General features: G+C 64.1%; 19 protein-coding genes and 1 pseudogene. 13 read left to right on the top strand and 7 right to left on the bottom strand.

The genetic code is table 11. The annotated features are described in order from the left end of the window. Position 1 precedes the first annotated feature (1 nt). The 9 genes from ectB to ACLIMP_RS18355 all read left to right on the top strand — a co-directional run bounded on the left by ectB (position 2) and on the right by ACLIMP_RS18355 (position 9,283). Positions 2–1,318: a diaminobutyrate--2-oxoglutarate transaminase gene (ectB, locus tag ACLIMP_RS18315; protein ID WP_324699390.1), complete on the top strand. Its 1,317-nt coding sequence runs from the start codon at positions 2–4 to the stop codon at positions 1,316–1,318. A gap of 30 nt (positions 1,319–1,348) precedes the next feature. Continuing rightward, on the top strand, positions 1,349–1,735 hold the full coding sequence (locus ACLIMP_RS18320) for an ectoine synthase (RefSeq protein ID WP_324699391.1): 387 nt from the start codon (positions 1,349–1,351) through the stop codon (positions 1,733–1,735). Between the two features lie 18 nt (positions 1,736–1,753). Next, the gene (gene thpD, locus ACLIMP_RS18325; RefSeq protein WP_324699392.1) at positions 1,754–2,680 is read left to right on the top strand and encodes an ectoine hydroxylase; all 927 of its coding nucleotides are present in this window, start codon (positions 1,754–1,756) and stop codon (positions 2,678–2,680) included. Then, positions 2,677–4,116: an aspartate kinase gene (locus tag ACLIMP_RS18330; RefSeq protein WP_324699393.1), complete on the top strand. Its 1,440-nt coding sequence runs from the start codon at positions 2,677–2,679 to the stop codon at positions 4,114–4,116. Before thpD ends, ACLIMP_RS18330 begins: the two co-directional genes overlap by 4 nt. A gap of 51 nt (positions 4,117–4,167) precedes the next feature. Then, on the top strand, positions 4,168–5,436 hold the full coding sequence (locus tag ACLIMP_RS18335) for an MFS transporter (RefSeq protein ID WP_324699394.1): 1,269 nt from the start codon (positions 4,168–4,170) through the stop codon (positions 5,434–5,436). 14 nt (positions 5,437–5,450) lie between these two features. Then, on the top strand, positions 5,451–6,767 hold the full coding sequence (locus ACLIMP_RS18340) for an MFS transporter (protein ID WP_443478903.1): 1,317 nt from the start codon (positions 5,451–5,453) through the stop codon (positions 6,765–6,767). A gap of 104 nt (positions 6,768–6,871) precedes the next feature. Then, entirely contained in the window at positions 6,872–8,110 is a 1,239-nt protein-coding gene (locus ACLIMP_RS18345; RefSeq protein ID WP_443478761.1) for a mechanosensitive ion channel family protein, read from the top strand. 117 nt (positions 8,111–8,227) lie between these two features. Next, positions 8,228–8,953: a hypothetical protein gene (locus ACLIMP_RS18350; protein WP_443478762.1), complete on the top strand. Its 726-nt coding sequence runs from the start codon at positions 8,228–8,230 to the stop codon at positions 8,951–8,953. Between the two features lie 63 nt (positions 8,954–9,016). Further along, positions 9,017–9,283 carry a hypothetical protein gene (locus ACLIMP_RS18355; RefSeq protein WP_443478763.1) on the top strand — a complete coding sequence of 89 codons (267 nt, stop codon included), beginning with the start codon at positions 9,017–9,019 and terminating at the stop codon, positions 9,281–9,283. On the opposite strand, the pseudogene nhaA reads toward ACLIMP_RS18355, so the two are convergent. From nhaA to ACLIMP_RS18380, 5 genes and pseudogenes are all read right to left on the bottom strand, one after another. Further along, positions 9,274–10,472, bottom strand: a pseudogene (gene nhaA / locus ACLIMP_RS18360) (Na+/H+ antiporter NhaA). The gene ACLIMP_RS18355 and the pseudogene nhaA overlap by 10 nt on opposite strands. Positions 10,473–11,159: 687 nt before the next feature. Then, entirely contained in the window at positions 11,160–11,915 is a 756-nt protein-coding gene (locus ACLIMP_RS18365) for an HvfC/BufC family peptide modification chaperone (RefSeq protein ID WP_443478764.1), read from the bottom strand. Further along, a complete protein-coding gene (bufB, locus tag ACLIMP_RS18370; RefSeq protein WP_443478765.1) occupies positions 11,912–12,742 on the bottom strand; it encodes an MNIO family bufferin maturase in 831 nt (276 codons plus the stop codon). The genes ACLIMP_RS18365 and bufB overlap by 4 nt, the downstream gene beginning before the upstream one ends. 59 nt (positions 12,743–12,801) lie before the next feature. Then, on the bottom strand, positions 12,802–13,074 hold the full coding sequence (gene bufA2, locus ACLIMP_RS18375; protein ID WP_054436105.1) for a BufA2 family periplasmic bufferin-type metallophore: 273 nt from the start codon (positions 13,072–13,074) through the stop codon (positions 12,802–12,804). 74 nt (positions 13,075–13,148) lie between these two features. Continuing rightward, a complete protein-coding gene (locus tag ACLIMP_RS18380; protein ID WP_443478766.1) occupies positions 13,149–13,739 on the bottom strand; it encodes a DUF1109 domain-containing protein in 591 nt (196 codons plus the stop codon). A gap of 14 nt (positions 13,740–13,753) precedes the next feature. Between ACLIMP_RS18380 and ACLIMP_RS18385 the strand changes: the two genes are divergently transcribed. The 4 genes from ACLIMP_RS18385 (at position 13,754) to ACLIMP_RS18400 (ending at position 19,277) form a co-directional block, all read left to right on the top strand. Beyond that, positions 13,754–14,922 (top strand): IS3 family transposase gene (locus ACLIMP_RS18385; RefSeq protein WP_443478072.1). Its coding sequence is split into 2 segments (ribosomal slippage): positions 13,754–14,015 and positions 14,015–14,922, totalling 1,170 coding nucleotides; the frame shifts between segments, so codons are not numbered across the junction. Between the two features lie 117 nt (positions 14,923–15,039). After that, positions 15,040–16,782: an ABC transporter transmembrane domain-containing protein gene (locus tag ACLIMP_RS18390; protein ID WP_443478767.1), complete on the top strand. Its 1,743-nt coding sequence runs from the start codon at positions 15,040–15,042 to the stop codon at positions 16,780–16,782. After that, positions 16,766–17,851: an HlyD family secretion protein gene (locus tag ACLIMP_RS18395; protein ID WP_443478768.1), complete on the top strand. Its 1,086-nt coding sequence runs from the start codon at positions 16,766–16,768 to the stop codon at positions 17,849–17,851. The genes ACLIMP_RS18390 and ACLIMP_RS18395 overlap by 17 nt, the downstream gene beginning before the upstream one ends. Next, on the top strand, positions 17,841–19,277 hold the full coding sequence (locus ACLIMP_RS18400; RefSeq protein WP_443478769.1) for a TolC family protein: 1,437 nt from the start codon (positions 17,841–17,843) through the stop codon (positions 19,275–19,277). The genes ACLIMP_RS18395 and ACLIMP_RS18400 overlap by 11 nt, the downstream gene beginning before the upstream one ends. Before the next feature lie 73 nt (positions 19,278–19,350). Here the strand turns inward: ACLIMP_RS18400 and ACLIMP_RS18405 are convergent, their stop codons facing one another. After that, positions 19,351–20,742 carry a CehA/McbA family metallohydrolase domain-containing protein gene (locus ACLIMP_RS18405; RefSeq protein WP_443478770.1) on the bottom strand — a complete coding sequence of 464 codons (1,392 nt, stop codon included), beginning with the start codon at positions 20,740–20,742 and terminating at the stop codon, positions 19,351–19,353. A gap of 122 nt (positions 20,743–20,864) precedes the next feature. Then, entirely contained in the window at positions 20,865–23,891 is a 3,027-nt protein-coding gene (locus tag ACLIMP_RS18410) for a TonB-dependent receptor (RefSeq protein WP_443478771.1), read from the bottom strand. Between the last annotated feature and the right edge of the window lie 59 nt (positions 23,892–23,950).

The raw sequence follows: 23,950 nt of genomic DNA on the forward strand, positions 1-23,950 counted from the left end.
GATGACGACGATTCCCCAACCGAGCGCGCATGCGCCGGACACCAGCATCTATGACCGCCGCGAATCCCAGGTTCGCAGTTATTCGCGCGCCATGCCCCGCCAGTTCGACCGCGCCGAAGGCGTCTGGTTGCACGACAGCAAGGGCGGGCGCTATCTCGATTTTCTGTCGGGCTGCTCCTCGCTGAACTACGGACACAATCACCCGGTATTGAAGCAGGCCCTGATCGACTATATCGCCCGTGACGGCGTCACGCATGCGCTCGATCTCCACACCAAGGCCAAGAGCGAGTTCCTGCGCACGTTCGAGGAAGTGGTCCTGGAGCCGCGCGGGCTCGACTATCGGGCGATGTTCACCGGCCCCACCGGCACCAATGCTGTCGAGGCGGCCATTAAGCTGGCGCGCAAGGTCACCGGGCGCGAGATGGTGATTGCTTTCACCAACGGCTTCCACGGCATGACTCTGGGCGCGCTGGCCTGTACCGGAAATGCGGGCAAGCGCAGCGGTGCGGGCGTTCCCCTCAACCATGTCAGCCATGAACCGTTCGACGGCTACTACGGGCCGGATGTCGATACGGCCGAACTGCTGGAACAGCGCCTGTCGGATCCGTCCAGCGGGCTCGATGCGCCTGCTGCCTTCCTCGTCGAGACCGTGCAGGGCGAAGGCGGCCTCAATGCCGCTTCGCCCGAGTGGCTGCGCCGGATCGCCGCCATCGCCCACAAGCACGGCGCTTTGCTGATCGTGGACGACATCCAGGCTGGTTGCGGCCGCACCGGCGACTTCTTCAGCTTCGACGGCCTGGGCTTCACGCCCGACATCGTCACTCTGGCCAAGTCGCTCTCCGGCATGGGCCTGCCCTTCGCGCTGACCCTGATGCGGCCGGAATTCGATCAGTGGTCCCCCGGCGAGCACAACGGCACGTTCCGGGGCAACAATCACGCTTTCGTGACGGCCACGGCGGCCTTGCGCGAATTCTGGGCGGATCCGGCCTTCGTCGATGATATTGCCCGCCGCAGCGGCATCCTGGAACGCCGCCTCGAAGCGATCGCCGCCCGCCACGGTTTGTCCACCCGCGGCCGGGGCATGATGCGCGGCATCGATGTGGGCAGCGGCGAGGTGGCCGGAAAGATCACCGCTGCCTGCTTCGCGCAGGGCCTGATCATCGAAACCAGTGGCGCTTACGACGAGATCGTCAAGGTGCTGGCGCCGCTGGTGATCGACGATGCCGTGCTCAACGCCGGTCTCGATATCCTGGAAGAAGCCGTGGCCGAGGCGCTCCCCGCGCTCGCAGCGACGCGCAAGCTCGGCGTCGCCGCCTGAGCCCGATCCCAGCATTAAAGGAACATACCCATGATCGTTCGCAATCTCGAAGATATCCGCAAGTCCGACTGTCACGTCCAGGGCAAGGGCTGGGTCAGCGACCGTCTGCTGCTCAAGGATGACCGGATGGGCTTCTCGTTCCACGTCACTACAATGTTCGCGGGCGAGGAACTGCACATGCACTACCAGAACCATCTGGAAGCCGTGCTCGTCCTTCAGGGCAGCGGCACGATCGAGGATCTCGGCACCGGTGAGACCCACGAACTGAAGCCGGGGGTGATGTATGCGCTCAATGCCCATGACCGCCACATCGTGCGCCCGGTGGAGGACATACTCTGCGCCTGCACCTTCAATCCGCCCGTCACCGGCCGCGAGGTCCACGACGAGAACGGCGCCTATCCGGCTCTGGCTGACTGAGGGAGGGACAGGCAAACGATGCAGGATCTCTATCCCACCCGATGCGAAAGCGAACCCAGGCTACAGCCGCGGGACGAACCCGTCGCGCGGCGGGCCTGGCACCCAGCTGCGCCGCTGACCGCAACCCAGGTCGAACAGTTCGACCGGAACGGCTATCTCGTGCTGGAAAACCTGTTCTCCGCGCAGGAAGTTGCCACGCTGCAGGCTGAAACCGGACGCCTCCTGGCCGATCCCGCCGGTCTGAAGGACGAGACGGTCATTGCCGAACCCGGCAGCCGGGAAGTCCGCTCGATCTTCGAGATCCACGCCCAGAGCGACGTCATGGCCCGCCTTGCCGCGGACCGGAGACTGGCCGGTGTCGCCGTCTTCCTGCTCGACGACGAGGTCTACCTTCATCAGACCCGGCTCAACTACAAGCCGGGCTTCGCGGGCAAGGAGTTCTACTGGCATTCCGATTTCGAGACCTGGCATGCCGAGGACGGTATGCCCGTGATGCGGGCGCTGTCCATGTCGGTCCTGCTGGCGGAGAACACGCCGAACAACGGGCCGCTCATGGTGATCCCCGGCTCGCAGGGGACTTTCGTGTCCTGCGTCGGCGAAACGCCGCAGGACCACTACCGCCAGTCGCTGCGCCGCCAGGAATACGGCGTTCCCGACGAACTCAGCCTGGCCGAGCTGGCCCATCGCCACGGGATCGACGCGCCAGTCGGCAAGCCGGGTACGGTGGTGGTGTTCGACTGCAACATCATGCACGGCTCCAACGGCAACATCACGCCTTTCCCGCGCGCCAATGCCTTCCTGGTCTATAACGCCGTCAGCAACCGGCTGACGTCGCCCTATGCCGCGCCCGCGCCGCGTCCCGAATTCATCGCTGCGCGCGATTTCTCACCGGTAGTGCCGATTTCCGGCGCAATCGAGGGACTTGTCGAAGGAGTAGCGGCATGACGGGAACGCACAGCGTCGAGAAGATCGGCGGCACGTCCATGGCCGCCACCTCCACCGTGTTCGAGAACGTACTGGTCGCCGGACGCAAGGGCGCGGATCTCTACAATCGGATTTTCGTCGTCTCGGCCTATGCCGGGATGACCGATCTGCTGCTCGAGCATAAGAAGAGCGGCGAGCCGGGCGTTCACGGCCATTTCGTGCGCAACGAAACGCCGGGCGCATGGCGCACCGCGCTGACCGAAGTGCTGGGCGCCATGTGGGCGCGCAATGCCGAAATGTTCGCGCGCCCGCAAAGCCGCGAGGAAGTGGACCGTTTCGTTGCAGAGCGGATCGCCGCGCTGGAATCCTGCCTCGACGATCTCGACCGCCTGCGCCGCCACGGCCATTTCCGCCTCTCGGAGCAGATCGCCACCTTGCGGGAAATGCTGGCCGGTCTGGGCGAGGCCCATGCCGCGCACTCGACGGCGCTGCTCCTACGCGATCGCGGGGTCAATGCCGTCTTCGTCGATCTTTCCGTCTGGAGCCAGGACGATCTGGTCGATCTCGACGAACGCATCCGCACCGCCTTCGCCTCGATCGATCTCTCTCGCGAGATGCCGATCGTCACCGGCTACGCGGGCTGCGAAGGCGGCATGGTGCGCCGCTATGCCCGCGGCTACTCCGAGATGACCTTCTCCCGTATCGCCGTCGTCACCGGCGCGCGCGAGGCGGTCATCCACAAGGAGTTCCATCTATCCAGCGCGGATCCCCGTCTCGTCGGCGAAAGCCGGGCGCGCAAGATCGGCTGGACCAACTACGACGTGGCCGACCAGCTCGCCAACCTCGGCATGGAAGCGATCCATCCGCGTGCGGGCAGGGGTCTGCGCCAGTCGGGTATCCCGCTGCGCGTCCGCAACACGTTCGAACGCCATGACGAGGGTACGCTGATCGAGGGCGACTACGTTTCGAAGGCACCGCGCGTGGAGATCGTCACCGGGCTCGCTTCGGTCCAGGCCCTGCAATTCTTCGAGCAGGACATGGTGGGAGAGAAGGGCTACGACGCGGCGATCCTGGAAACGCTGACCCGCCACGGCGCCTGGATCGTCAGCAAGAGTTCCAACGCCAATACCATCACCCATTACCTCAGCGGCACCGGCAGCGAACAGGCCGCGCAGATCGTCGACGATTTGTGCGCGCAGTGGCCCGGATCGGTGGTGACCGCGCAGGAAGTGGCGATGGTCTCGGTGATCGGCACCGACTTGTCGGAGCCCGGACTGGTGCCCCGCGCTCTTGCCGCACTGGACAGCGCGGGCATCGGCCTCGTCGCGCTCCAGCACCAGATCCGTAACGTGGACGTCCAGTTCATCGTTGCGGCGCCGGACTTTGAGGAAGCCGTCCGTGCCCTTCACGCCGCGCTGGTCGAGGCGGGCACCGCCACCGACCGCGCCGCGGCCTGACCGGAAAACGCGCCCTTTTCCGCATTTTGGCGGAAAGGGCGCCGCATCGTCATGCTAAAGGCCATCCTTCCCGTCCGCAGCCTGCTGATCGCCATCTTCCTGCTCATGGCGGGCGGCGGGTTCCTCAACACGCTCGTCGCGCTGCGGCTGGAGCGGGCGGGAAGCGGTGCGCTGGCGATAGGTCTCGTCGGGACCGCCTATTTCGCCGGCCTCACCCTGGGGTCGGTTCGTGTGCCCGCGCTGGTCGGGCGCATCGGCCATATCCGGGCCTTCGCGGCCTTCGTCACGCTGCTCAGCGCAGATACGCTGGCCTATGCGCTCCACACCAACCCGGTGTTCTGGGGCGCGCTGCGCTTCCTCGATGGCCTGTGCCTCGCGGGGATCTACGTCTGCGTGGAAAGCTGGCTGAATGAGCGCGCCGAACCCGATCGTCGCGGCATGGTGCTGGCCGGCTACATGATCATGCTCTACGGCGGGCAGGCGGCGGGGCAGTTCCTCATCCGCCTGGGAGCGGGGGGACCGGCAGTGCCGCTGCTGGTGGGATCGATCCTGATTTCCCTGGCGGCGATTCCAGTGCTGCTGACCCGTATCGCCGCGCCCGAAACCGGCGATTTCGCGCCGCTGCCGTTTCGGGAACTCTACCAAACCTCGCCTCTCGGTATGGTCGGTGCCGGGCTGACCGGGGTGATGCTCGGCGCTTTCTATGCGCTCGGCGCCGTGTTCGCGCGCCGGCTGGGCATGGATCTTTCGCAGACCACCCTGTTCATGAGCGTGGTGATCCTGGGCGGCGTGGTGCTGCAATGGCCGCTCGGCTGGCTGTCCGACCGCATCGACCGCCGCAAGGTGATCGTGCTCGCTTTCGCCGGAACGCTGGCCGCCGCGCTTGCGATCGCCCTCACGGCGCAGGCGGGGATGCTGCTGCTCGGGCTCGGCGCCCTGTTCGGAGGCTTGAGTTTCGCGCTCTATCCCTTGTGCGCGGCCCATACCAACGATCACCTCGCGCCGGAAAAGCGCGTGGCGGCGAGCGGCGGTCTCGTGCTCGTCTATTCGCTGGGCGCCGCTGCCGGACCGGCCACGGGATCCTTGGCCGTGTCCCTGACCGGGGCTTCAGGACTGTTCCTGTTCATCGCCGCCTGCGCGAGCGCCGCGGCTTCGTTCGCACTGCTGCGGCAGGCGAAGTCGGACCCCGTGCCCGCCCACCTTCAGGAAAGCTACATCGGCCTGCCGCGCACCTCGCCGCTGGCCGCTTCGCTCGATCCGCTCGCCCCGGAAACATCCGCGGCACCGGACGAGTCTGGACAAACAGGGAGCCGTCATTGAATCCGCCCGCCAGAATAGTGCCCGCCGTAACAGGGCCCGCCGTAACAGGGAGAGCCGAACCGCGCGACTTGCGCCGAGCCATCTGCGCATCCGCCATCGGCAATGCCACCGAGTGGTTCGACTACGGTATCTACGCCTATGGCGTGAGCTACATTTCCGCCGCCCTGTTTCCCGGCGAGACGGCGGAGGCGACGCTATTCGCGCTTGCCACTTTTGCGATCTCGTTCCTGGTGCGTCCGCTGGGCGGCCTGTTCTGGGGGCCGCTGGGAGACCGCTATGGCCGCAAGGCCGTGCTCGGCCTGACGATCCTGCTCATGGCCGGTGCCACTGTCGGCGTCGGCCTCATCCCCTCCTATGCCGCTATCGGCGGCTGGGCACCCGCGCTGCTCGTGGTCCTGCGCATGGTGCAGGGCTTCTCCACCGGCGGCGAATACGGCGGTGCCGCGATCTTCATGGCCGAATATGCCCCGGACGAGAAGCGCGGCTTCTACGGCAGCTTCTTGGAAGTCGGCACTCTGGCCGGTTTCAGCGCCGGCGCGCTAATGATGCTGAGCTTCTCGCTGTTGCTGGGGGATACGGCGATGCGCGAATGGGCTTGGCGCCTGCCGTTCCTGCTGGCCGGTCCGCTGGGGCTGGTCGGCCTCTACTTGCGGGCGCGCATGGCGGAGACGCCGCTGTTCCAGGAAGCGGAGGCGCAGCGCGAGAGCGGAGAGGCGGAACCAGCCGGACTTCGCCACCTGCTTTCCCGCTATCGCCGCCCCCTGCTGGCGATGAGCGGCCTCGTCATCGCCCTCAACGTGGTCAACTACACGCTGCTGAGCTATATGCCGACATATCTGGAGCGCCGCCTCGGCCTTGCCACCGACACGGCTCTGATCGTGCCGATCTCGGGCATGCTGTTCATGATGCTCCTGCTCCCGTTTGCAGGAGCCCTGTCCGACCGGATCGGTCGCAAACCGATGTGGCGGGCATCGCTGCTGGGGCTCACCCTGCTGGTCATCCCGCTCTACCATCTTATGGGCATCGGCCCGGTACAGGCGGCGATCGGCTACGTCCTGCTCGGCCTGCTCTATGTGCCCCAACTCGCCACGATTTCGGCGACCTTCCCGGCCTTCTTCCCCACCTCGGTACGATTTGCGGGCTTTGCGCTGGCCTACAACCTGTCTACCTCGCTGTTCGGAGGCACGGCGCCCCTAGTCAACGCCTGGCTCATCGATGTGACGGGCAACCCGCTCGTACCGGCCTACGTCATGATACTGGCCTGCCTCTGCGGTCTTCTCGCGCTGGAATTAACACCCGAGAGCGCCGGAAAACCACTGCCAAGGACTTGAACAGGTCGCCGTACCGATCCTTTTGAGGAACCGTCTTGCCTACCCGATCCCCATCAACTTTCCGTTTTCCAACCCTGGACCTGCCCTGGGCGAGCGAGCCCTGGATGCAGACGGGCATCGCCCTGCTGGCGCTACTGGCCGGTGCGGCCCTGGCGAACTGGGTCGCCAAGCGGATCGTGCTCAAGGGCGTGCTTCGCCTGCTCGGGCGTAGCCCGTTCGAAGCGGAAGCCCGCCATGTCGGCGTCATCGCCGCGCGCCTTTCGAACATCCTGCCGACCGTGATCGTGCAAGTGGGCATCGCCGCTGTGCCTGGCCTGCCGATGGAGTTCGTTTCGCTCGTCCACAGCCTTTGCGCAGTGATCATCATCCTGACGCTTGCCCTTGCCGTCACGGCGACGCTGACTCTCGGCAACGAGCTCTACCAGCGCCGCCCCGATGCCAGGAACCGGCCGATCAAAGGCTATGTCCAGGTGGCCAACCTGCTGGTCTATGCCGCAGCCGCGATCCTGATGCTGGCGGCGCTGATGAACCAGTCGCCGCTACTGCTCTTGTCGGGCCTCGGCGCCATGGCGGCGGTTCTCATGCTGGTTTTCAAGGACACGATCCTCTCGCTCGTCGCGTCCGTGCAGATCGGTTCCAACGACATGGTCCGCGTGGGCGACTGGATCGAGATGCCCAAGCTCGATGCCAACGGCGATGTGATCGACATCGCCCTGCACACCGTGAAAGTTCAGAATTTCGACAAGACGATCACCACGATCCCCACCTATCGCCTGATTACGGAGAGCTTCCGCAACTGGCGCGGCATGTCCGAGTCCGGCGGCCGCCGGATCATGCGAGCGTTGATGATCGACCAGAGTTCGATCGGCTTTCTCGGTGAGGCCGACCTTGCGAAATTCGCGCGGTTCGGTGTGCTGCGCGATTATCTCCGGCAGCGTCAGGACGAAGTGCAGGCGTGGAACCGGGAGCATGCTCCCAGCGAAGTGCTCGATGCACGGCGGTTGACCAACCTCGGCACTTTCCGCGCCTATGTACTGGCCTATCTGAAAGCGCGGCCGGATATCGCCGACGACAAGACCCTGCTGGTGCGTCAGCTGGCGCCCAGCGAGAATGGCCTTCCGCTCGAAATCTACGCTTTCGCAACAACTACGGTCTGGGCGCAATACGAAACGATCCAGGGCGACATCTTCGACCATCTGCTCGCAGTCATGCCGGAATTCGGGCTGAGGGTTTTCCAGCGGCCAACGGGGGCAGATTTTGCCTTTCTCTCGCGAGGTCCAGGGCGTAGCCCTGAAGGCAAGTTCCTCTCGCCCACCCCTGTATCCTTTCAGCGGAACCCCTGAACTATGCCCGCTCGCCACCCAATCCTGCTGATCGGCCTGGCGGCCGCCACCTGCTCGCTCATATCCAGTGCCTCGCGTGCGCAGGTCCGTTCCCTTTCCGCGGACCAGGGAACCTACGTGGACACAGTAGAGCTCTCGAAAAAGGCCGACCTTGTCGTGCTTGCGCGGATAACGCAATTGAAGCCCGTAGCGGGCACTGCACCGGGCACACGGCTGCCAAATCATCGTCGCTACTATGCCGAAGCCAGCACGCGGGCGCTGCTATACGGCAAGAACGGGATCGGTGGTTCGCTGCAGTATCTGGTCGATCTGCCCGAAGCTTCAGCGCAAAGCGCCACCGATTGGATGGGGAAGGATGTTTTCCTTTTCGCATCGCGCGTGCCTGGTCGACCCAAAGAGATCAAGCTGGTGGAACCCGCCGCGCAGCAGCTTTGGTCTCCGGAACGGGAAAGCCGCCTGCGCGGGGTACTTCGTGCGCTGGTCTCGCCGCGTGCGACAGCCCCCGTAACCGGTGTAAGGGAACTGGGCTATGTTCCCGGAAATCTTGCGGGGCAGGGTCGCACGCAGATCTTCCTTGATACGGAAAAGGGTCCGGTGACCATCGCCGTGCGTCACATGCCCGGCCAGCCCGAAAACTGGGGTGTCTCGTTTTCGGAACTGACGGGAGGCGGTCTGCATCCCCCCACCAAAGACACGCTCGAATGGTACAACCTTGCCTGTTTCCTTCCGGCGTCACCTCCGCAAAGTGCTTACGTCTCGGGCGCTTTCCCCTCCAAACAGCAAGCTTACGCGGACTATCGCATGGTTCTGGCGGCACTTGGGCCATGCGAGCGGAGCCAATAGATATCCACGCATCGCATCGCACGGGATTGATACCAGCGGACTTTAACGGAGATCGGCATAGCGTTGCATGCATTCCTGATCCGATCGAACAGGCCGGGGCCACTGGCGATCGATGCAGCAAACCTCCTGCATGTAAGTCCAGATGCCGCGCTGCTGGCGGTGCTGATCGGCGCCTCGTCGGATTTCCTGACGCCGATCGGTCATCAGAACAATCTCCTGGTCATGGGGCCCGGAGGCTACCGGTTAAGCGACTACGCGCACATGGGTGCGCCGCTGGTTGCGCTCGTCGTGGGCTGCGCCGCGCTAACCCTCTCGCTCCTTTACGCCTGATCCGGGATTTCCCGGTGCGCCAGGCGCAAAACGATGAAGCCGGCCAGCCCCGAGAGGAGGGAGCCTGCAAGTATACCGATTTTCGCTTCTGACTGGAGTATCGGAGCACCGGGGAACGCCAGGAGCGTGATGAACACGCTCATGGTGAAACCGATGCCGCACAGCAGGGCAACCCCCAGCATCTGCATCCGGCTTGCGTGGGCAGGCGCATCGGCAAGACCAAACCAGACAGCAAGCGCGGTAAATCCGAAGACGCCAATCGGCTTGCCGAGAAACAACCCCACTGCGACGCCAAGCGTCACCGGCTCGGCAAGCGCGCGAAGCGGCAGGGTGAGTACCGGGACACCTGCGTTTACGAGCGCGAACAGCGGGACGATGATGAAGCCCACCGGCACGTGCAGCGCCTTTTCGAGCCGGTGCAGTGGACTGGCGGCGTCGCTGTCGTGCTTCCTCGGCGTGATATCAAGCGGAATGGTCAGGGCCATCGCGACACCGGCCATGTTCCATGGATACCCGAGCGGAAAACAAAGAACCACAGCAATGCGCCGACGAGTAGGTAAGGCAGCAGCCTGAGCACTTTCAGGCGGTTGAGAGCGATCAGGATCGTCACGACCCCGACCGCGCAAGCGAGGTCAACCATGGAGATTGTATAGAGGAGCGCGATGATGATGACAGCGCCGAGGTCGTCAATGATCGCCAAGGCAGCAAGGAATACCTTTAGCGATGCCGGAACACGGGTGCCGAGCAGCGAGATGACACCCAGCGCAAAAGCAATATCCGTCGCAGTAGGAATGGCCCATCCGCGTGCCGTTTCACCGCTATTGAGGCCAAAGAACAGCAATGCGGGGACAAGCATTCCGCCAAGCGCGGCGATGCCGGGCAAGAGACGCCGAGGCCACGAGGCGAGCTGCCCGTCGAGCATTTCGCGCTTGATTTCCAGTCCGACCAGCAGGAAGAACGCCGCCATGAGCGCATCGTTGATCCAATGCGCCAGCGAAAGTGGTCCGACATGAAAACGCAGGATTGCCTCATAGTCCGGGGCAAGAGGGGAATTGTCGAGGACGAGCGCAAGCGCTGCCATCGCCATTAGGATCAGGCCGGCATTGGCCTGACCGTCGAGAAAACGACGAAGCGCACTGGGGGATTTGAAGCGAGCGAGGCCATACGGACTCCGGGCGTGGTCTGACATGCAACGGCGGCCCGACCGATGCTACAAAACCTGCCGCCATTAATGGCGAACACCCGGCTGTCGCTATTGAAGACCGGAAAAGCATGACGCAAGGGCCATGGTTTCTGAAACTGACAACGTTCGCTTGTCCTTGAAACTTCAAGCAGTGCCGAGATAGGGGTTCGCGGTTTTCCCGAAACCTTTCCACGGGATCCACCGATCTCTTCACGGCCCGTCTCGAAAATCCTGAATGGGCAAACAAATCTGGACGCACGAAGGCTAGAAAGATCAGCGACCGAAAGACCGGTAAGCGGCGCTGTAGACGGACATAGGAGTTCGATCAGGCCGCACCTCTCGGTCAACAGCACGCAAGCCGGCATCGACGTAGTTCTTTCTGGCCACGGGATCGTCCGGAGTTTTGCTTATCAGGTAATGGATCATCTGAAGAACGGCAGGTTGCAGGAGATATTACCCAAGATTCCGAACCCGATCCTGCCGCTCATGCCATGAAGGATCGTCTCGAAGTGCTCCGGCCAGCGCGACAGTTAGAGGCAGCCATGCTCCAAGAAGCCGAAGCCGACGATCAGCCGAAGTGGCACCGCGGTCCCGTCTCCCTGAAGGAACAGTGCGGCAGTCGTCAATCTGCTCAAATCCGCGATAATAGCTCCTTCCTTTAAAGGAAGGCCTACGCAATGCAACTTTGCCGAGTTACAGTTTGGCGTCAGCTATTTCGGCAACGATGCTGTCGGACAGCCATTGCCCGAGGTAGGCGCCTGCCATTGCAGGGCCTGCTTTCTCCCCAAGATGCGCCACCAATTCGGCACAGAATGCGCCAAACGTGCCCCCCTTCGACAGGCCTGCCAACGCGTGCCCTTCGGCCGGTTCGAGTGTGCGGAAGGCCGGCGTGAACCCTTCACGCCAGACGAGGATCGTCGTCGGTTCAGGAAGCGGCTGCGCTGCCGGTGGCGCCGTGCCCTGCGAAAGGGCCGACCAAATCGCGGCGGCATTGCTGGTCGTGGTCAGCAGGGTCAGACTGGGGACGAAGTGCAGCCGGGCGTGATCCCACTCGATCGCGCCCAGACTGGCCGGATCGAGTGGAGCGGCATCCGGCGCGGTGAAGGCCTGTGCCAGCGCGTGTTCCAGAACAGCCAGATCCGCGACCTCCGGATCGCCCGGATAGAGCCGCCGGAGCGTGACTGCAAAGTCCGCACCGTAGGCATCCAGCGTCCAGCTGGTCGGCGCGGCGCGGTCGATATGCGTGGCTGCCGCAGCCTCGAAAGCGGCATCGCCCAGCCAGGCGTGGACGGTGCCATAGCTTTCTTGCAGGCAGTCCATCAGCTGGGCACGGTAGTTATTGAGATAGATGCTTAAGCCGGCCTCGAACCGGGCTGCGCAGAGAGGAGCGGGCCGCGCTTCGTTGGTGAGCCACTCGCGGAATCCTGCCTGCAGGGCCAGAAGGCTCATGCTGTCCTCCTCGCCGGATCGCAGGCGATACGGCGTGCCGTGTCCAGTTCGGCCAGCAGGTCGGCAAGCGGGGGGATCGCGTCGTCACGTTCGATCATCGTCGCGACCTGGCCGATGTGGGCGATCGCTTCGGCATAGAGCGACCAGACCGACGGCGGCACCAGCTTGTCGTGGGTGTCGATCAGCAGCTCGCGGCCTTGGCTGTGGCCGGCCAGATGGATCTGACGCACCCTGTCTGCCGGAATGCCTGCAAGGTAAGCGACGGGATCGAACCCGTGGTTGCGGGCGCTGACATAGATGTTGTTCACGTCCAGCAACAGCTCGCAGCCGGTTCGCTGGCACAGTGCGGCGAGAAAGGCCCATTCGCTCATCTCACCCTCAAGTGCCAGATAGCTCGACGGGTTCTCGATCAGAATCGTGCGGCCCAGACAGTCCTGCGCCCGATCGATATTAGCGCAGACCACGTCCAGCGCCTCGGCCGTATAGGGCAGCGGCAGCAGGTCGTGCGAGTTGAAACCACAGATTCGCGACCAACTCAGGTGATCAGAGACGAACAGCGGATCAATCGCATCGACCAGCGAGCGCAGGCGCCCGAGGTAGTCCAGATCTAGACCATCTGCCGAGCCGATCGACATCGAGACGCCGTGCAGGGCCACCAGATGACGCTCCCGAACGCGGCGCAGCACATCGAGGGGGCGCCCGCCATCGACCATGAAATTCTCCGAGATTACCTCGACGAAATCGACCGGGACGGCTGCTTCGCCGTCCAGGAAATCGCTGTAGTGCGGCTTGCGCAGGCCAAGGCCGAACTGGTGGGTCGCGAACATCGTATTGCTCCTGAAAAAATAGCCCGGCCAACGACAGAAGCGACGGCCGGGCCGCTCGATCACTTCGGCGGGGTCAGGCTGCCGCCATCGGCTGCGCACTGCTTGGCGCTCTCGGACTTGAAACCCTGTCCCTTGCAGTCGTTCTGGCCTTTGCAGTCATGGCTGGCGGTCTTGCAGTCTGACTGGCCCTTGCAGGCGTTGACGCCGAAACATTCGACCTGCTTGGCGCTGCTCTTGGCAAAGGCAGGCGCGGTGGCTGCGGTGCCGGACAGGGCGATGAGGGCGGCCATGGCGGCGAAACCTGCGGTGGCAGTGCTTTTGGATGGGGTCATGATGCTCTCCTGTAGGTAGATTTGCCGGATTGGCCCTTCTCCTACGCAGGTGCGTCGGTCCCGGTTACACACACCTACCAACGAAGAAGACGCGGCCCCAGAAAGGCACCGGCAAGTGCGGCCAACAGGATGCCCAGGCTGTACCAGGTGAGCACGAAGATCGCCGATACTTCAGGGCAATGCAGGCAATAGATCGTCGCTGCCCATGCCCCTGCCGCAAGTCCCGCAGCAGCGCCCGCTTCGCGCAGGCGCGTGGGCGCGAGACGGCGGAAGGACCACAGCAGGCCGATGAAGATCGGCATTGCCAACGTCAGCACCAGCCACGGACAGACCTTCCAGCTCGCCCCCAGCCACATGCCGAGCCATTCGCGCGACGGGGTGGCGGCAAGCTCGGCGATGCCGATCCCGGCAAGCAGCAGGACCGGCACGATCAGCCACCACAATCCGCGCAAGCCGGAGGATGTCGGGCGCGACAGGCGAATGACGGCAACGATTGCGCCGATGCCCAGCGAAGCGGTGTAGGTCCACTTCATCCAGAACGAGAAGCCGTGCATTGCGGTGTGGAGATCGGGCCGGATGCCCAGAACCTTCGCAACCAGCAGCGCCGTGACGAGCCTGATCTGCCCCCTTCTGAGTGGCCCAAAATCTGTTTTAGATTTGGCCACGAAGGAGGACTTGAATGGCGAGGAAGCACAAGCCGGAAGAGATCATCGGCAAGCTGCGTGAAGCGGAGATCGTGCTGGCGCAGGGCGGAACGGTGGCGGATGCGTGTCGCCGGATCGGCGTCACCGAGCAGAGCTACTACCGCTGGCGCAAGGAGTATGGCGGCCTGAAGATGGACCAGGCTCGGCGCATGAAAGAGCTTGAGAAGGAAAACGCTCGGTTGCGGCGGGCGGTGTCAGATCTGACGCTGGACAAGTTGATCCTACAGGAGGCCTCGCGGGGAAACTTCTGAGCCCCGCGCGCCGCAGGCGCTGTATCGATCATATCCGGGGCATGATGCCGGTGTCCGAGCGGCGGGTCTGCCGCGTGCTCGGGCAACATCGATCGACGCAGCGCAAAACGCCGCGTGGGGCGGATGACGAAGCAGCCCTGACCGAGGATATCATCGCGCTTGCCCGGCAGTATGGCCGCTATGGCTATCGCCGGGTGACGGCCTTGCTGCGCGATGCCGGTTGGCATGTGAACCGCAAACGGGTGGAGCGCATCTGGCGCCGTGAAGGGCTCAAGGTGCCGCAGAAGCAACCGAAGCGTGGAAGGCTCTGGCTCAACGACGGATCATGTATCCGCCTGCGACCGGAATATCCGGGCCATGTGTGGTCTTACGACTTCGTCGAGGGACGCACACATGATGGCCGCAAGTTCCGCATCCTGTCGATCATCGACGAGGCCAGCCGCGAGTGCCTCGCCTTACCCATCGCGCGACGGCTGCGCAGCGAGGACGTGCTGGCGACTCTCGCCGAGTTGTTCGTCACACGGGGGCCGCCGGCGCACATACGGTCAGACAATGGCCCTGAATTTATCGCCAATGCCGTGCAGCAATGGCTGGCGAAGATCGGCGTGAAAACGCTCTACATTACACCCGGCAGCCCATGGGAAAATGGCTACTGTGAGTCCTTCAACGGCTCGATGCGTGATGAGCTCTTGAACGGGGAGATCTTCTACACCTTGGCCGAGGCGAAGATCCTGATCGAGGCCTGGCGGCGGCACTACAACACCGTCAGGCCTCATAGTTCGCTGGGGTATCGACCGCCGGCCCCGGAGACGGCGACGGCGCCATGGCTGCCCTCCGGTTCCGCTACGCTGCACCTACGGCCAGCCATGGCGCCGGAGGCAATCTTACACTAACAAACAACCCGGACCACTCGGTGGGGGCCGGTCACGAGGGCGCGGGTTCAGGCCCGCAGCTCCGGACCATCCTGCGCCCTTCGCGACGATGACGGGCGCGAAAAGGGATTTTCACAGATGGCAGGCCATTCTCCCCAGCGGATCGACTGGGGCACATTCCTGGGTTGGGCGCGGGGCGTGCTGGCGCCAGACCGCGCTTTCATGACGATGGCGATGATCTACGGCGCTGCGATCGGCCTGCTGTCGCTGGCGACGCCGATCTCCGTGCAGATGCTGATCAACTCGGTGGCCAATACGGCGCTGCCGGTGCCGCTGTTCACGCTGGCCGCCGTGCTGTTCGGCCTGCTGGCGCTGTGGTCGCTGCTCGGCGCGCTGCGCACTTACGTGATGGAAATTTTCCGTCGCCGCCTCTTCGCGCGTTCAGTGGCCGAGATCACTCTGCAGGCGGTCCATGCCCAGAACCCGTTCTTCCAGGACGAGCGCCGCAGCGACCTGTTCAACCGCTTCTTCGAAGTGGCCACTGTCCAGAAAGCGGTGCCCTCCCTGCTGATCGGCGGCTTCACGATCTTCTTTCAGGCGATGATCGGCTTCATCGTCACTTCGTTTTACCACCCGGTATTCCTGGCCTTCAACCTGCTCTTCGTGCTGGCGGTCTGGATCATCTGGAAGATCTGGGCGCGCAGCGCGATGGAAAGCGGCGTGGCGCTGAGCCACCGCAAGTACGAGACCGCGCACTGGCTGGAAAGTGTGGGCGCCTCCAACGGCTTCTACAAGTCAAGCCGTCATCTCGACTATGCGATGGACATGTCGGAGATGCGCACGGCGGCCTATGTCGATGCGCACCGCGAGCATTTTCGCGCGACCTTCCCGCAGAGCGTGGCGCTGCTGCTGCTCTATGCGCTGGCCAGCGCGGCGCTGCTGGCGCTGGGCGGCTGGCTGGTCATTCGCGGCCAGCTCTCGATCGGCCAGCTGGTCGCGGCGGAGCTGATCCTGTCGAGCGTGTTCTACGGCGCCGCGCAGCTCGGGCCATATCTAGATACCTTCTACGACCTGGTTGCGGCGGTCGAGGAACTCTCGCTGTTCCATGCCATTCCGGTCGAGGACATGGCTCCGCGCGGGGAGGGCGATGCGCGGCCGCGCGACGGGGGCCTGTCGCTGCGCCGGGTGGCGATCGCAGCCGGGGGCGACCGCGCCCGCTTCGATCTCGACATTCCCTCGGGCACCCGTGCGGTGGCGGCAAGCGATCCGGGGATCGACCGGCTGCTCAGCCGGATGCTCAAGCGCCATTACCGCCCCGACGAGGGCCTCGTCACCCTGGGCGGTGCCGATATCGCCGCCCTCAACATCTACCGTCTGCGCAGCGACGTGATCGTGCTCGACCGCACGGACATCGTCGAGAGCACCATCCGCGACTACTTGCGCCTCGCCAATCCGCAGGCCGACCCGGCGCGCGTGCTGGACGTGCTGGATCTTGTAGGGCTGGGCGACCGGATCGTCAGCCTCGACGGCGGTATGGACTGCCTGCTGTCCTCCAGCGGCTGGCCGCTGACGCGCGCCGAGACCATGCGCCTCAAGTTGGCGGGCGCCCTGCTGGCCCGCCCGCGGGTACTCATTCTCTCGGGCCTGTTCGACATGGTGCCGGTGGAGGAACTGCGCCCCGCGCTGCGCCAGCTCGACGACCGCGAGACGACGATCATCGTCTTCACCTGCCGCCCCGATGCTTTCGAGTTCGACCACATGCTCTGGCTTGGACGGGATTCCCAATTGCTGACACAGGACCGCGCGGCCTTCGCCGCCGCCCGCAATGCCGCAAAGGCGCGTAACTCCGCGAAAGGAGGTTTCCATGCCCTTCCGCGATGACCATATCGTCCATTTCAAGACCCTCCAGGGCCTGCATCCGCCGCGTCCCGCGCGCGTGCTTGCCTGGATACTGCTGATCGCGATGGCCATTGTCGTCGCCTTCCTGCTGCTGGTGCCCTGGCAGCAGACGTCGAACGGCAACGGCTCGGTCATCGCGCTCGACCCGCGCGACCGCGTGCAGAACATCACCGCGCTAGTCCCCGGCCGGGTCGAGGAATGGTATGTCACCGACGGCGAACTGGTGAAGAAGGGCGACCGTATCGCCCGCATCGCCGACAACGATCCCAACCTGATCGCGCGCCTCCAGGCCGAGCGCGCGCAAGTCGATGACGAGATCGCCGCAACCCGCCAGGCGATGGGCGTCGCCCAGCGCGACGTCGGGCGCATGCAGCAGCTCTACGGCGAAGGTCTGGCGCCGCGCCGCGACCTCGAACTCGCGCAGATCAAGGTGGCCGACTACGGCGCCAAGGTCGCCAAGAGCCTGGCCGACCGCAACCGGCTGGACATCAACATCAACCGCCAGTCGGTTCAGATGGTCCATGCCCCGCGCGACGGGCGAATCCTGCGCATCCTTGGCGGCGACAATGCCACGATGGTCAAGGAAGGCGATGTGATCGCCACGTTCGCTCCCGAACAGGCGGTGCGCGTGGTGGAGCTCTACGTCGATGGGCGCGACGTGCCTCTGATCTATCCGGGCCGCCCGGTGCGGATGGAGTTCGAGGGCTGGCCCGCGATCCAGTTCAGCGGCTGGCCCTCGGTAGCGGTCGGCATGTTCGACGGGCAGGTGCGGGCCATAGACGTTTCCGCTTCGGCCAACGGACTGTTTCGCGTGCTGGTGGAGCAGAAGCCCGGCGCGCGGCCATGGCCGAAGGAGCCGTTCGTGCGCCTCGGCGCGAAAGTACGCGGCTGGGTGATGATGGATACCGTGTCGAGCGGCTATGAACTCTGGCGCCTGCTCAACGACTTCCCGCTGCAATATCCGGTGAGTGCCCTTGAAGCGGGCACTTATGCGGGCAGCGTGAGCGGAAACGGCGGCTCGGCGGAAAAGGAAGGCGGCAATGCCAAGTAAGCGCCTTTCCCTGTGGTCGCTGGCTGCTGGTCTCTGCGCACTTGCTGCGCCGGGGGTAGCCCAGCAAATCGCGCCCTTGCCCCGGCCTGCGCCGCTCGATGCGCCGGTGCTGCAACTGGACGACCTGCTCGCCAACTCCGCCCGGCAATCGCCGCAGATCATCGAGGCGCTGGCCCGCACCCGCGCTTCCGATGCCAAACGGCTGACCGCGGAAGGTGCGTTCGATACGGTCTTCTCCGCCGAGGGCGGATCGCGGCTGGTCGGCTATTACGGCGGCACTTATGCAGATGCGAAACTGGCGCGTCCGCTGGAGAACTGGGGCGGCCAGATCTATGGCGGCTACCGCGCATCCAGCGGCCGGTTCCCGATCTACGAGGACAAGAACTACACTAACGAGTTCGGCGAGATCCGCGCTGGTGCGGTGTTCTCCCTGCTGCGCGACCGGATGATCGACGATCGCCGCTTCGGCCGGGTGACGGCGGATGCCGATCGCGCAGTGGCCGATGCCGAGCGGCAGATGGTGGCCATCGGCGTGCAGCGCAAGGCGCTCGACGCTTACCTGAACTGGGTGGCGAGCGGCGAGCGGCTCAAGGTCTATCGCCATCTCCTCGATCTTGCGCAGGAACGCCAGCGAGGCCTCGATCGTGCCTATAGGGCCGGGCTGCGCCCGCGTATCGTCCTGACCGAGAACGACCAGATGGTGCTGCGCCGTCAGGCCATGGTCGTCCAGTCCGAGCAGGCCATGGCCGCCGCCGCCAATGCCCTCTCGCTCTACTGGCGCGACAGCGAGGGCAATCCCACGATCCCACGCCGCGAACAGTTGCCCGCCTCCCTGCCGGATCCGGTCGTCACGGCCATACCGCACGATCTGCAGCGGCCGGACCTGCTGGTCGCCGAACTGAAGACCCGGCTGGTGCAGGATCGTCTCGCGCTCGACCGCAATGCCCTGCTGCCACGCCTCGACCTCAACATGGAAGTGGCGCGCGACATCGGCGATATCGGTCCCGGCGGCGCCTCGCGCAGCGGCAACGACGTGCGTTTCGGTATCAAGTTCTCGGTCCCGCTCGAACAGCGTACGGCGCGCGGCAAGCTGATGCAGACGCAGGCGGAACTCGATGCCAACCAGACCCGCGCGCGCTGGCTGGACGAGCAGATCCGCGCCGAAGTGGACGGCATCGCCATCGCCTTCGATGCCGCGACGCAGCTTATCGCCCTGTCCCAGCAGGAAAAGCAGCGCGCGGATACGATGGCGGTGGCGGAGCGGCGCCGCTTCGAGATGGGCGCCAGCGACCTGTTCCTCGTCAACACGCGCGAGGAAGCGGCGGCCAGCGTTGCCCTGAACCTGCTAGACGGCCATCTCAAACGCCTCGCATCGAGCGCCGACTTGGCGGCCTCGTCCGGCAATGCCGCAGCATTGGGGCTTTAGAGGTCTGAACGCGCTTTTCAGTTGAGGTCCACACGTTCAACCGGACGAGGTGAAAACTACGGTATTGCGCGATTCACTTCTGGGCAAAGTAGATCGGGTTGGAATAGAACCAGAGATCACGCCAGGGATCTTCTCCGACGAAGTCAGGCTCGGGTTCGCCCTGCGGCGTGTTGGTGCCACGAATTCGCAGATAGGTGATTCCCTCCAAGACCTTCATCCGATGCGATACGATCAGACTATCGCCGTCGGCCCGAAAATCGCGCGACGTAAAGCGCTTCACGAGCCGAGTGCTGCGGTTGCGATCCCCCTCGACGCCGGAAGCGCCGCCCGCGATCAAATCGACATGATCGACCTTGGGAACTTGCCCGGCGGCATGATGGGGGGGCGCGGGGCGGAATCGAATAGTGATGGTGAGTTCATCACCTTTGTGTACCATCAGGGTTTCCCCCATGGCCGCCGCCCGTGACGGCCTCGGTCCAACCGCCGCCGTCACATCTAGTCGGTCCACCAAATTGCCGGTGGTTACGAAGACGCGCCCGTTGCGCAGTCCATCGAGTATGTCTGGGGCGTTCCGCTCGGCGAAGACCCAGGTCCTGGAATATTCCCCCGGCCAGAAGTCCGCGCCGCCTTCCCGCCAATGCCCGTGCGAATCCGAGTTGGCGGTAATGGTCCAGTGCATACCCTTCCCCAGTAGTGCATCCCATGCTCCTCCTAGCCGGGCGACCATCTGATCGAAACCACCCATGGTCGGGAAGCCGCCGTACAGACCACGCGAGCTATGCGCCTTGTCCGCGCCCGCTTCCGGTCTGGCAGCCTGATGCCCCGGTGCACCTTCCATGCCGATCACGACATTCGGAGCGGCGTTCTGCCAAGCAAGGTACTCGGCAGGCGTATGCAGGCCCCATTCGCCATGGCCTGTCGCTGTTCGCGATGGATGATTGCCGATCAGCACCGGCGGATGCTGAAGACCGGCCATGTATCGCAGCGCTGCGATCATCTGAGGCTTGGTGTTGCGGGTCGGATCGGCCGGAAACGCCTCGCGCTTGCCGAAGCGGGATTCGATATCGCGCAGCATCGCGCGCTCGGCGGCATCGGTCGGCAGGATCAGGCTGGCATGCTCTCCGCCCGGAACGTCGAATTCCATGCCGTAGAACAGGACCATGTCCGGCACCGCCTTGCGTGCTGCCACGACATCCGGCCAGGCACGGTCATGATTGAGCGCGGAATGCCCGGGCCCGCCGTGATCCGTCGCGACCATCCAGTCCAGGCCGAAGCGACGCGCCATCTGAATGTTCTGCAGGATCGTGTGGGAAGAATCGCCGCCGATGACGGACTCCGGCACGCGCTCGGGATGTTCGGGATCCGCTTCATAGCGGGCGCTGTAGATGCTGTGCACATGATGATCACCGGCTAGCCAGCGTCTTTGAGCCGCCTCTTCGGCACAGGCCGGCATGACATTTACCATGGTGATAGCCGGGGCGAGAAGCCATCCTGAACGCATCATCGATCGCATAGGCCTTCAATAGGAATACGGGGGACCGGTTCGAAACTCCGGCACGGTCCCCGCAATTCGTGGGGGCAGCAGGATCAGAACTTGGCGCGAACGCCGAAATTCACCGTCCGGCCGAACGTATGGATCTCGCTGACTTCGCTCTTGCTTCCGGCGAAGGAGACCTGCCGTTCGTCGAGGACGTTCACGGCCTGCATGAACATTTCAATGTTCGGTCTGATCTTGTAGCTGGCGCCAAGGTCGACGATGCCGAAACCCTTCTGGTAATATGCCACGACATCCTCGGGGCTGGGCAGCGAGGTCACATTGGCGCCGGAATCGGTCATGTAGTTGCTGCGATACGTGTAGCTGAGGTTGATCTCGAACGGCCCGGTCTCGAAGAAGGGCGTGATCGAGTAGCTGACATCCGACACACCCTGGATTCCGGCCGACTGGATGCCGACGCCCGTAGTGTTCAACTCCAGCTTGGATGTCGCGAAGGTCGCTGTTGCAGTGACGCCGAGGCCGAAAGGCAGCTTGTTGGTATAGCCGAACTCGACGCCCGAGATCGCCGCGTCGCCCACGTTGGTCGGGGTGGCCACCAGAATATCCACCGGCAGCGTGGAGCCGTCGTTGACGGCGAAAGCCAGCGTGCGCGTCTCGAAGTCCGATGCGATATAGTTGCTGATGTCCTTGTGGAAGGCGGCCACCGTGAACGCGCCGAACTTGTCGAAGTACCATTCGAACGATGCGTCAAAATTCCACGAGGTGTAGGGGCGCAGGTTGGGGTTGCCGCCCGACGCCTGCAAATTGAGCGTCGGATCATCCAGCGCCGCCGCACCCTGGTTGTAGATGCTCGTCACGGTAACACTGTTCGTATTGATCGAATTACGCAGTTCCGAGAGCGACGGGCGCGTCATCGTGCGCGCCACGCCCAGACGCAACTGCACATTGTCCGAGAACTTGAACATCGCATTGGCGCTGGGCAGGAACTCGCCATAAGTGGCGCGCGTGGTCGTGGGCAGGACTTCGGTGGTCACGCCGCCCGAACCGTTCGGGACGGGCGCTATGGCGGTGCCGCGCACTTCGGTTTCGGTACGCACGTAACGCAGGCCGAAATTGCCGGAGACCGGCACATCACCTACATCGGATTCGAAATCGATGCGGCCGTACAGCGCTTGGATCTTCTCGCCGATGCGGTAGGAGTTCTGAAGGTCGGCGGCTGTAGGCTCCAGATCAGATGCATTGGGGCTGACACCGTCATACTCGCTACCGAGCGTGTAGGCCTGGTTGAACAGCGCCCAGTCCACGTTGGTCCAGGCCTGCCGGTTCACAATCGACTGGTCGAAGGCATTACCTGGCACCGGATATTGCAGGAAGGCGTCGGTAAGTGTGAACCCGTCGCGCAGGCTCGCACTGTTGCGATCGCGGCGCTGATAGTCGCGGTAACGGTCCGAGATTTGCCCGCCGAAACGCAGCCTCGACAGGCGGATGCCCCCGACATCGAAATTCATCTCGCGCGAGACGTTGAGAATGAAGCTCTTGTCCTCGTCGATCGAATTGATCGGGCGGACGGCGAAGCTCTCGAACGGCATGAGCGAGGGATCGGTCAGGTCGAGATCGGTATAGAGTGAGGTGACACGGCCTTTGTTCAGGACATCGCCGCTGAAATCGAACGTGAGATTGCCGCCCCGTCCGCTGGCCGTGCGGTACTGCACGCGCTGGATCGGCGTATCGAGGTCACTGCTCGCGCGGGCATAGCTGACGCGCGGCTCGATATGCCAGTCGCCGAGGTCCAGCTTGATCGTTGTGTTCAGTTGGAGGTTCTGGTGCGACTGGTCCATGTATTCGCTGTAGTTGCGAACGCGCGCGCCGCGGATCGTGCCTGCAACAAGTCTGCCGTCCTCGACCACCGCGGTAGACAGGTCGAGCCGCGAAAGCTGGCTCGGGATGTAATACGTAAGGCGGCGCTCGGTCGTCTCGTTGTTGAACTGCGAGAACAGGCCGTCGACGTCGATCTCGAAACTAGGGGACGGGCGCCACTGCAGGCCGACGACGGCGCTGATGCGTTCGCGATCCTCGGTCTCCAGATAGGGCTGCGCATCGCCGGGGACCCGCAGCGTTCCGAGGCCTTCCACTTCGGCATCCTGCCATCCCATGCGCAGGCGATCGAACTGGATCTTGCGACGTGAATAGGACAGGCCCGCCAGTACGCCGAAGGTCTTGTCCTCATTGCGCCAGCCGGCAGAGATCGTGCCATTCGGATTTACCGTATCGGTACGTTCCTCATAGCCCGCATAGGAATTGGCGACGACGAAAGATGCGCGGTCAAGCGGCTTGATGAGACGAATGTCGACGGTCGAACCGATGCCGCTCTCGACCAGATCGGCCGTGGGCGACTTGGTAACGACGACGCTGTCGATCAGCGTGGCCGGCAGCACCTGAAGGCGGAACTGGCGGCCGGACTGGCCAGAGTTGCGGATGTTCTCATTGTAGGCGAGCGGCATGCCGTCGAACGTCACCGCCTGGAAGTTCGGCCCCAGACCGCGCACGCTGATGAACTGGCCTTCGCCGGCTTCGCGCACGATGGTGACGCCAGGCACGCGCTGCAGCGCCTCGGCCACGTTGAACGCCGGCAGCTTGCCGATATCGGCGGCGACGACCGCATCCGCGATCGAGTCCGCGTTGCGCTTCACGCCGAGCGAGCGCTCGACACCGTCCGAAAACGGCGCGGTTACGACGATTTCACTGGCCGGGGCCGGTTCGCCGTTCGCGATTTCGGGCGTTTGTGCGGCCGCCGCCGTCAGAGGGCGGACGATGAGCGCGCCGGAGCCGTCGCGCACGACGGTGAGCGACGTACCCGCGATCAGACGGCGAACGGCCGTCTCCGCATCGAACTCACCGGAAACGGGAGGTGCGTTCAGACGCGCCACCGTGTCGCGAGTGAACAGGATATCCTCTCCGCTCTGCCGCGCAAGCTGCTCCAGCGCCTGGTCCATCGGCTGAGCAGCAATCGCGATGCGCGCCTGGCGCGCCTGAGCATGTACAGAAGTCGCCAGAGATGCGCTTGAAAGAGCCAGCGCAAGCGCCGCCGATCGGCAAAGCTGCCGTTTGAAAGAAGTCATGTCCGATACCCCGTCCGGGCGCCCATCGTGAGCGCCGCTTACCTCGTCGTCGCTCTGGA

It is taken from the genome of Novosphingobium aeonii (assembly GCF_052279045.1).
In the GTDB taxonomy this organism is placed as follows: domain Bacteria; phylum Pseudomonadota; class Alphaproteobacteria; order Sphingomonadales; family Sphingomonadaceae; genus Novosphingobium.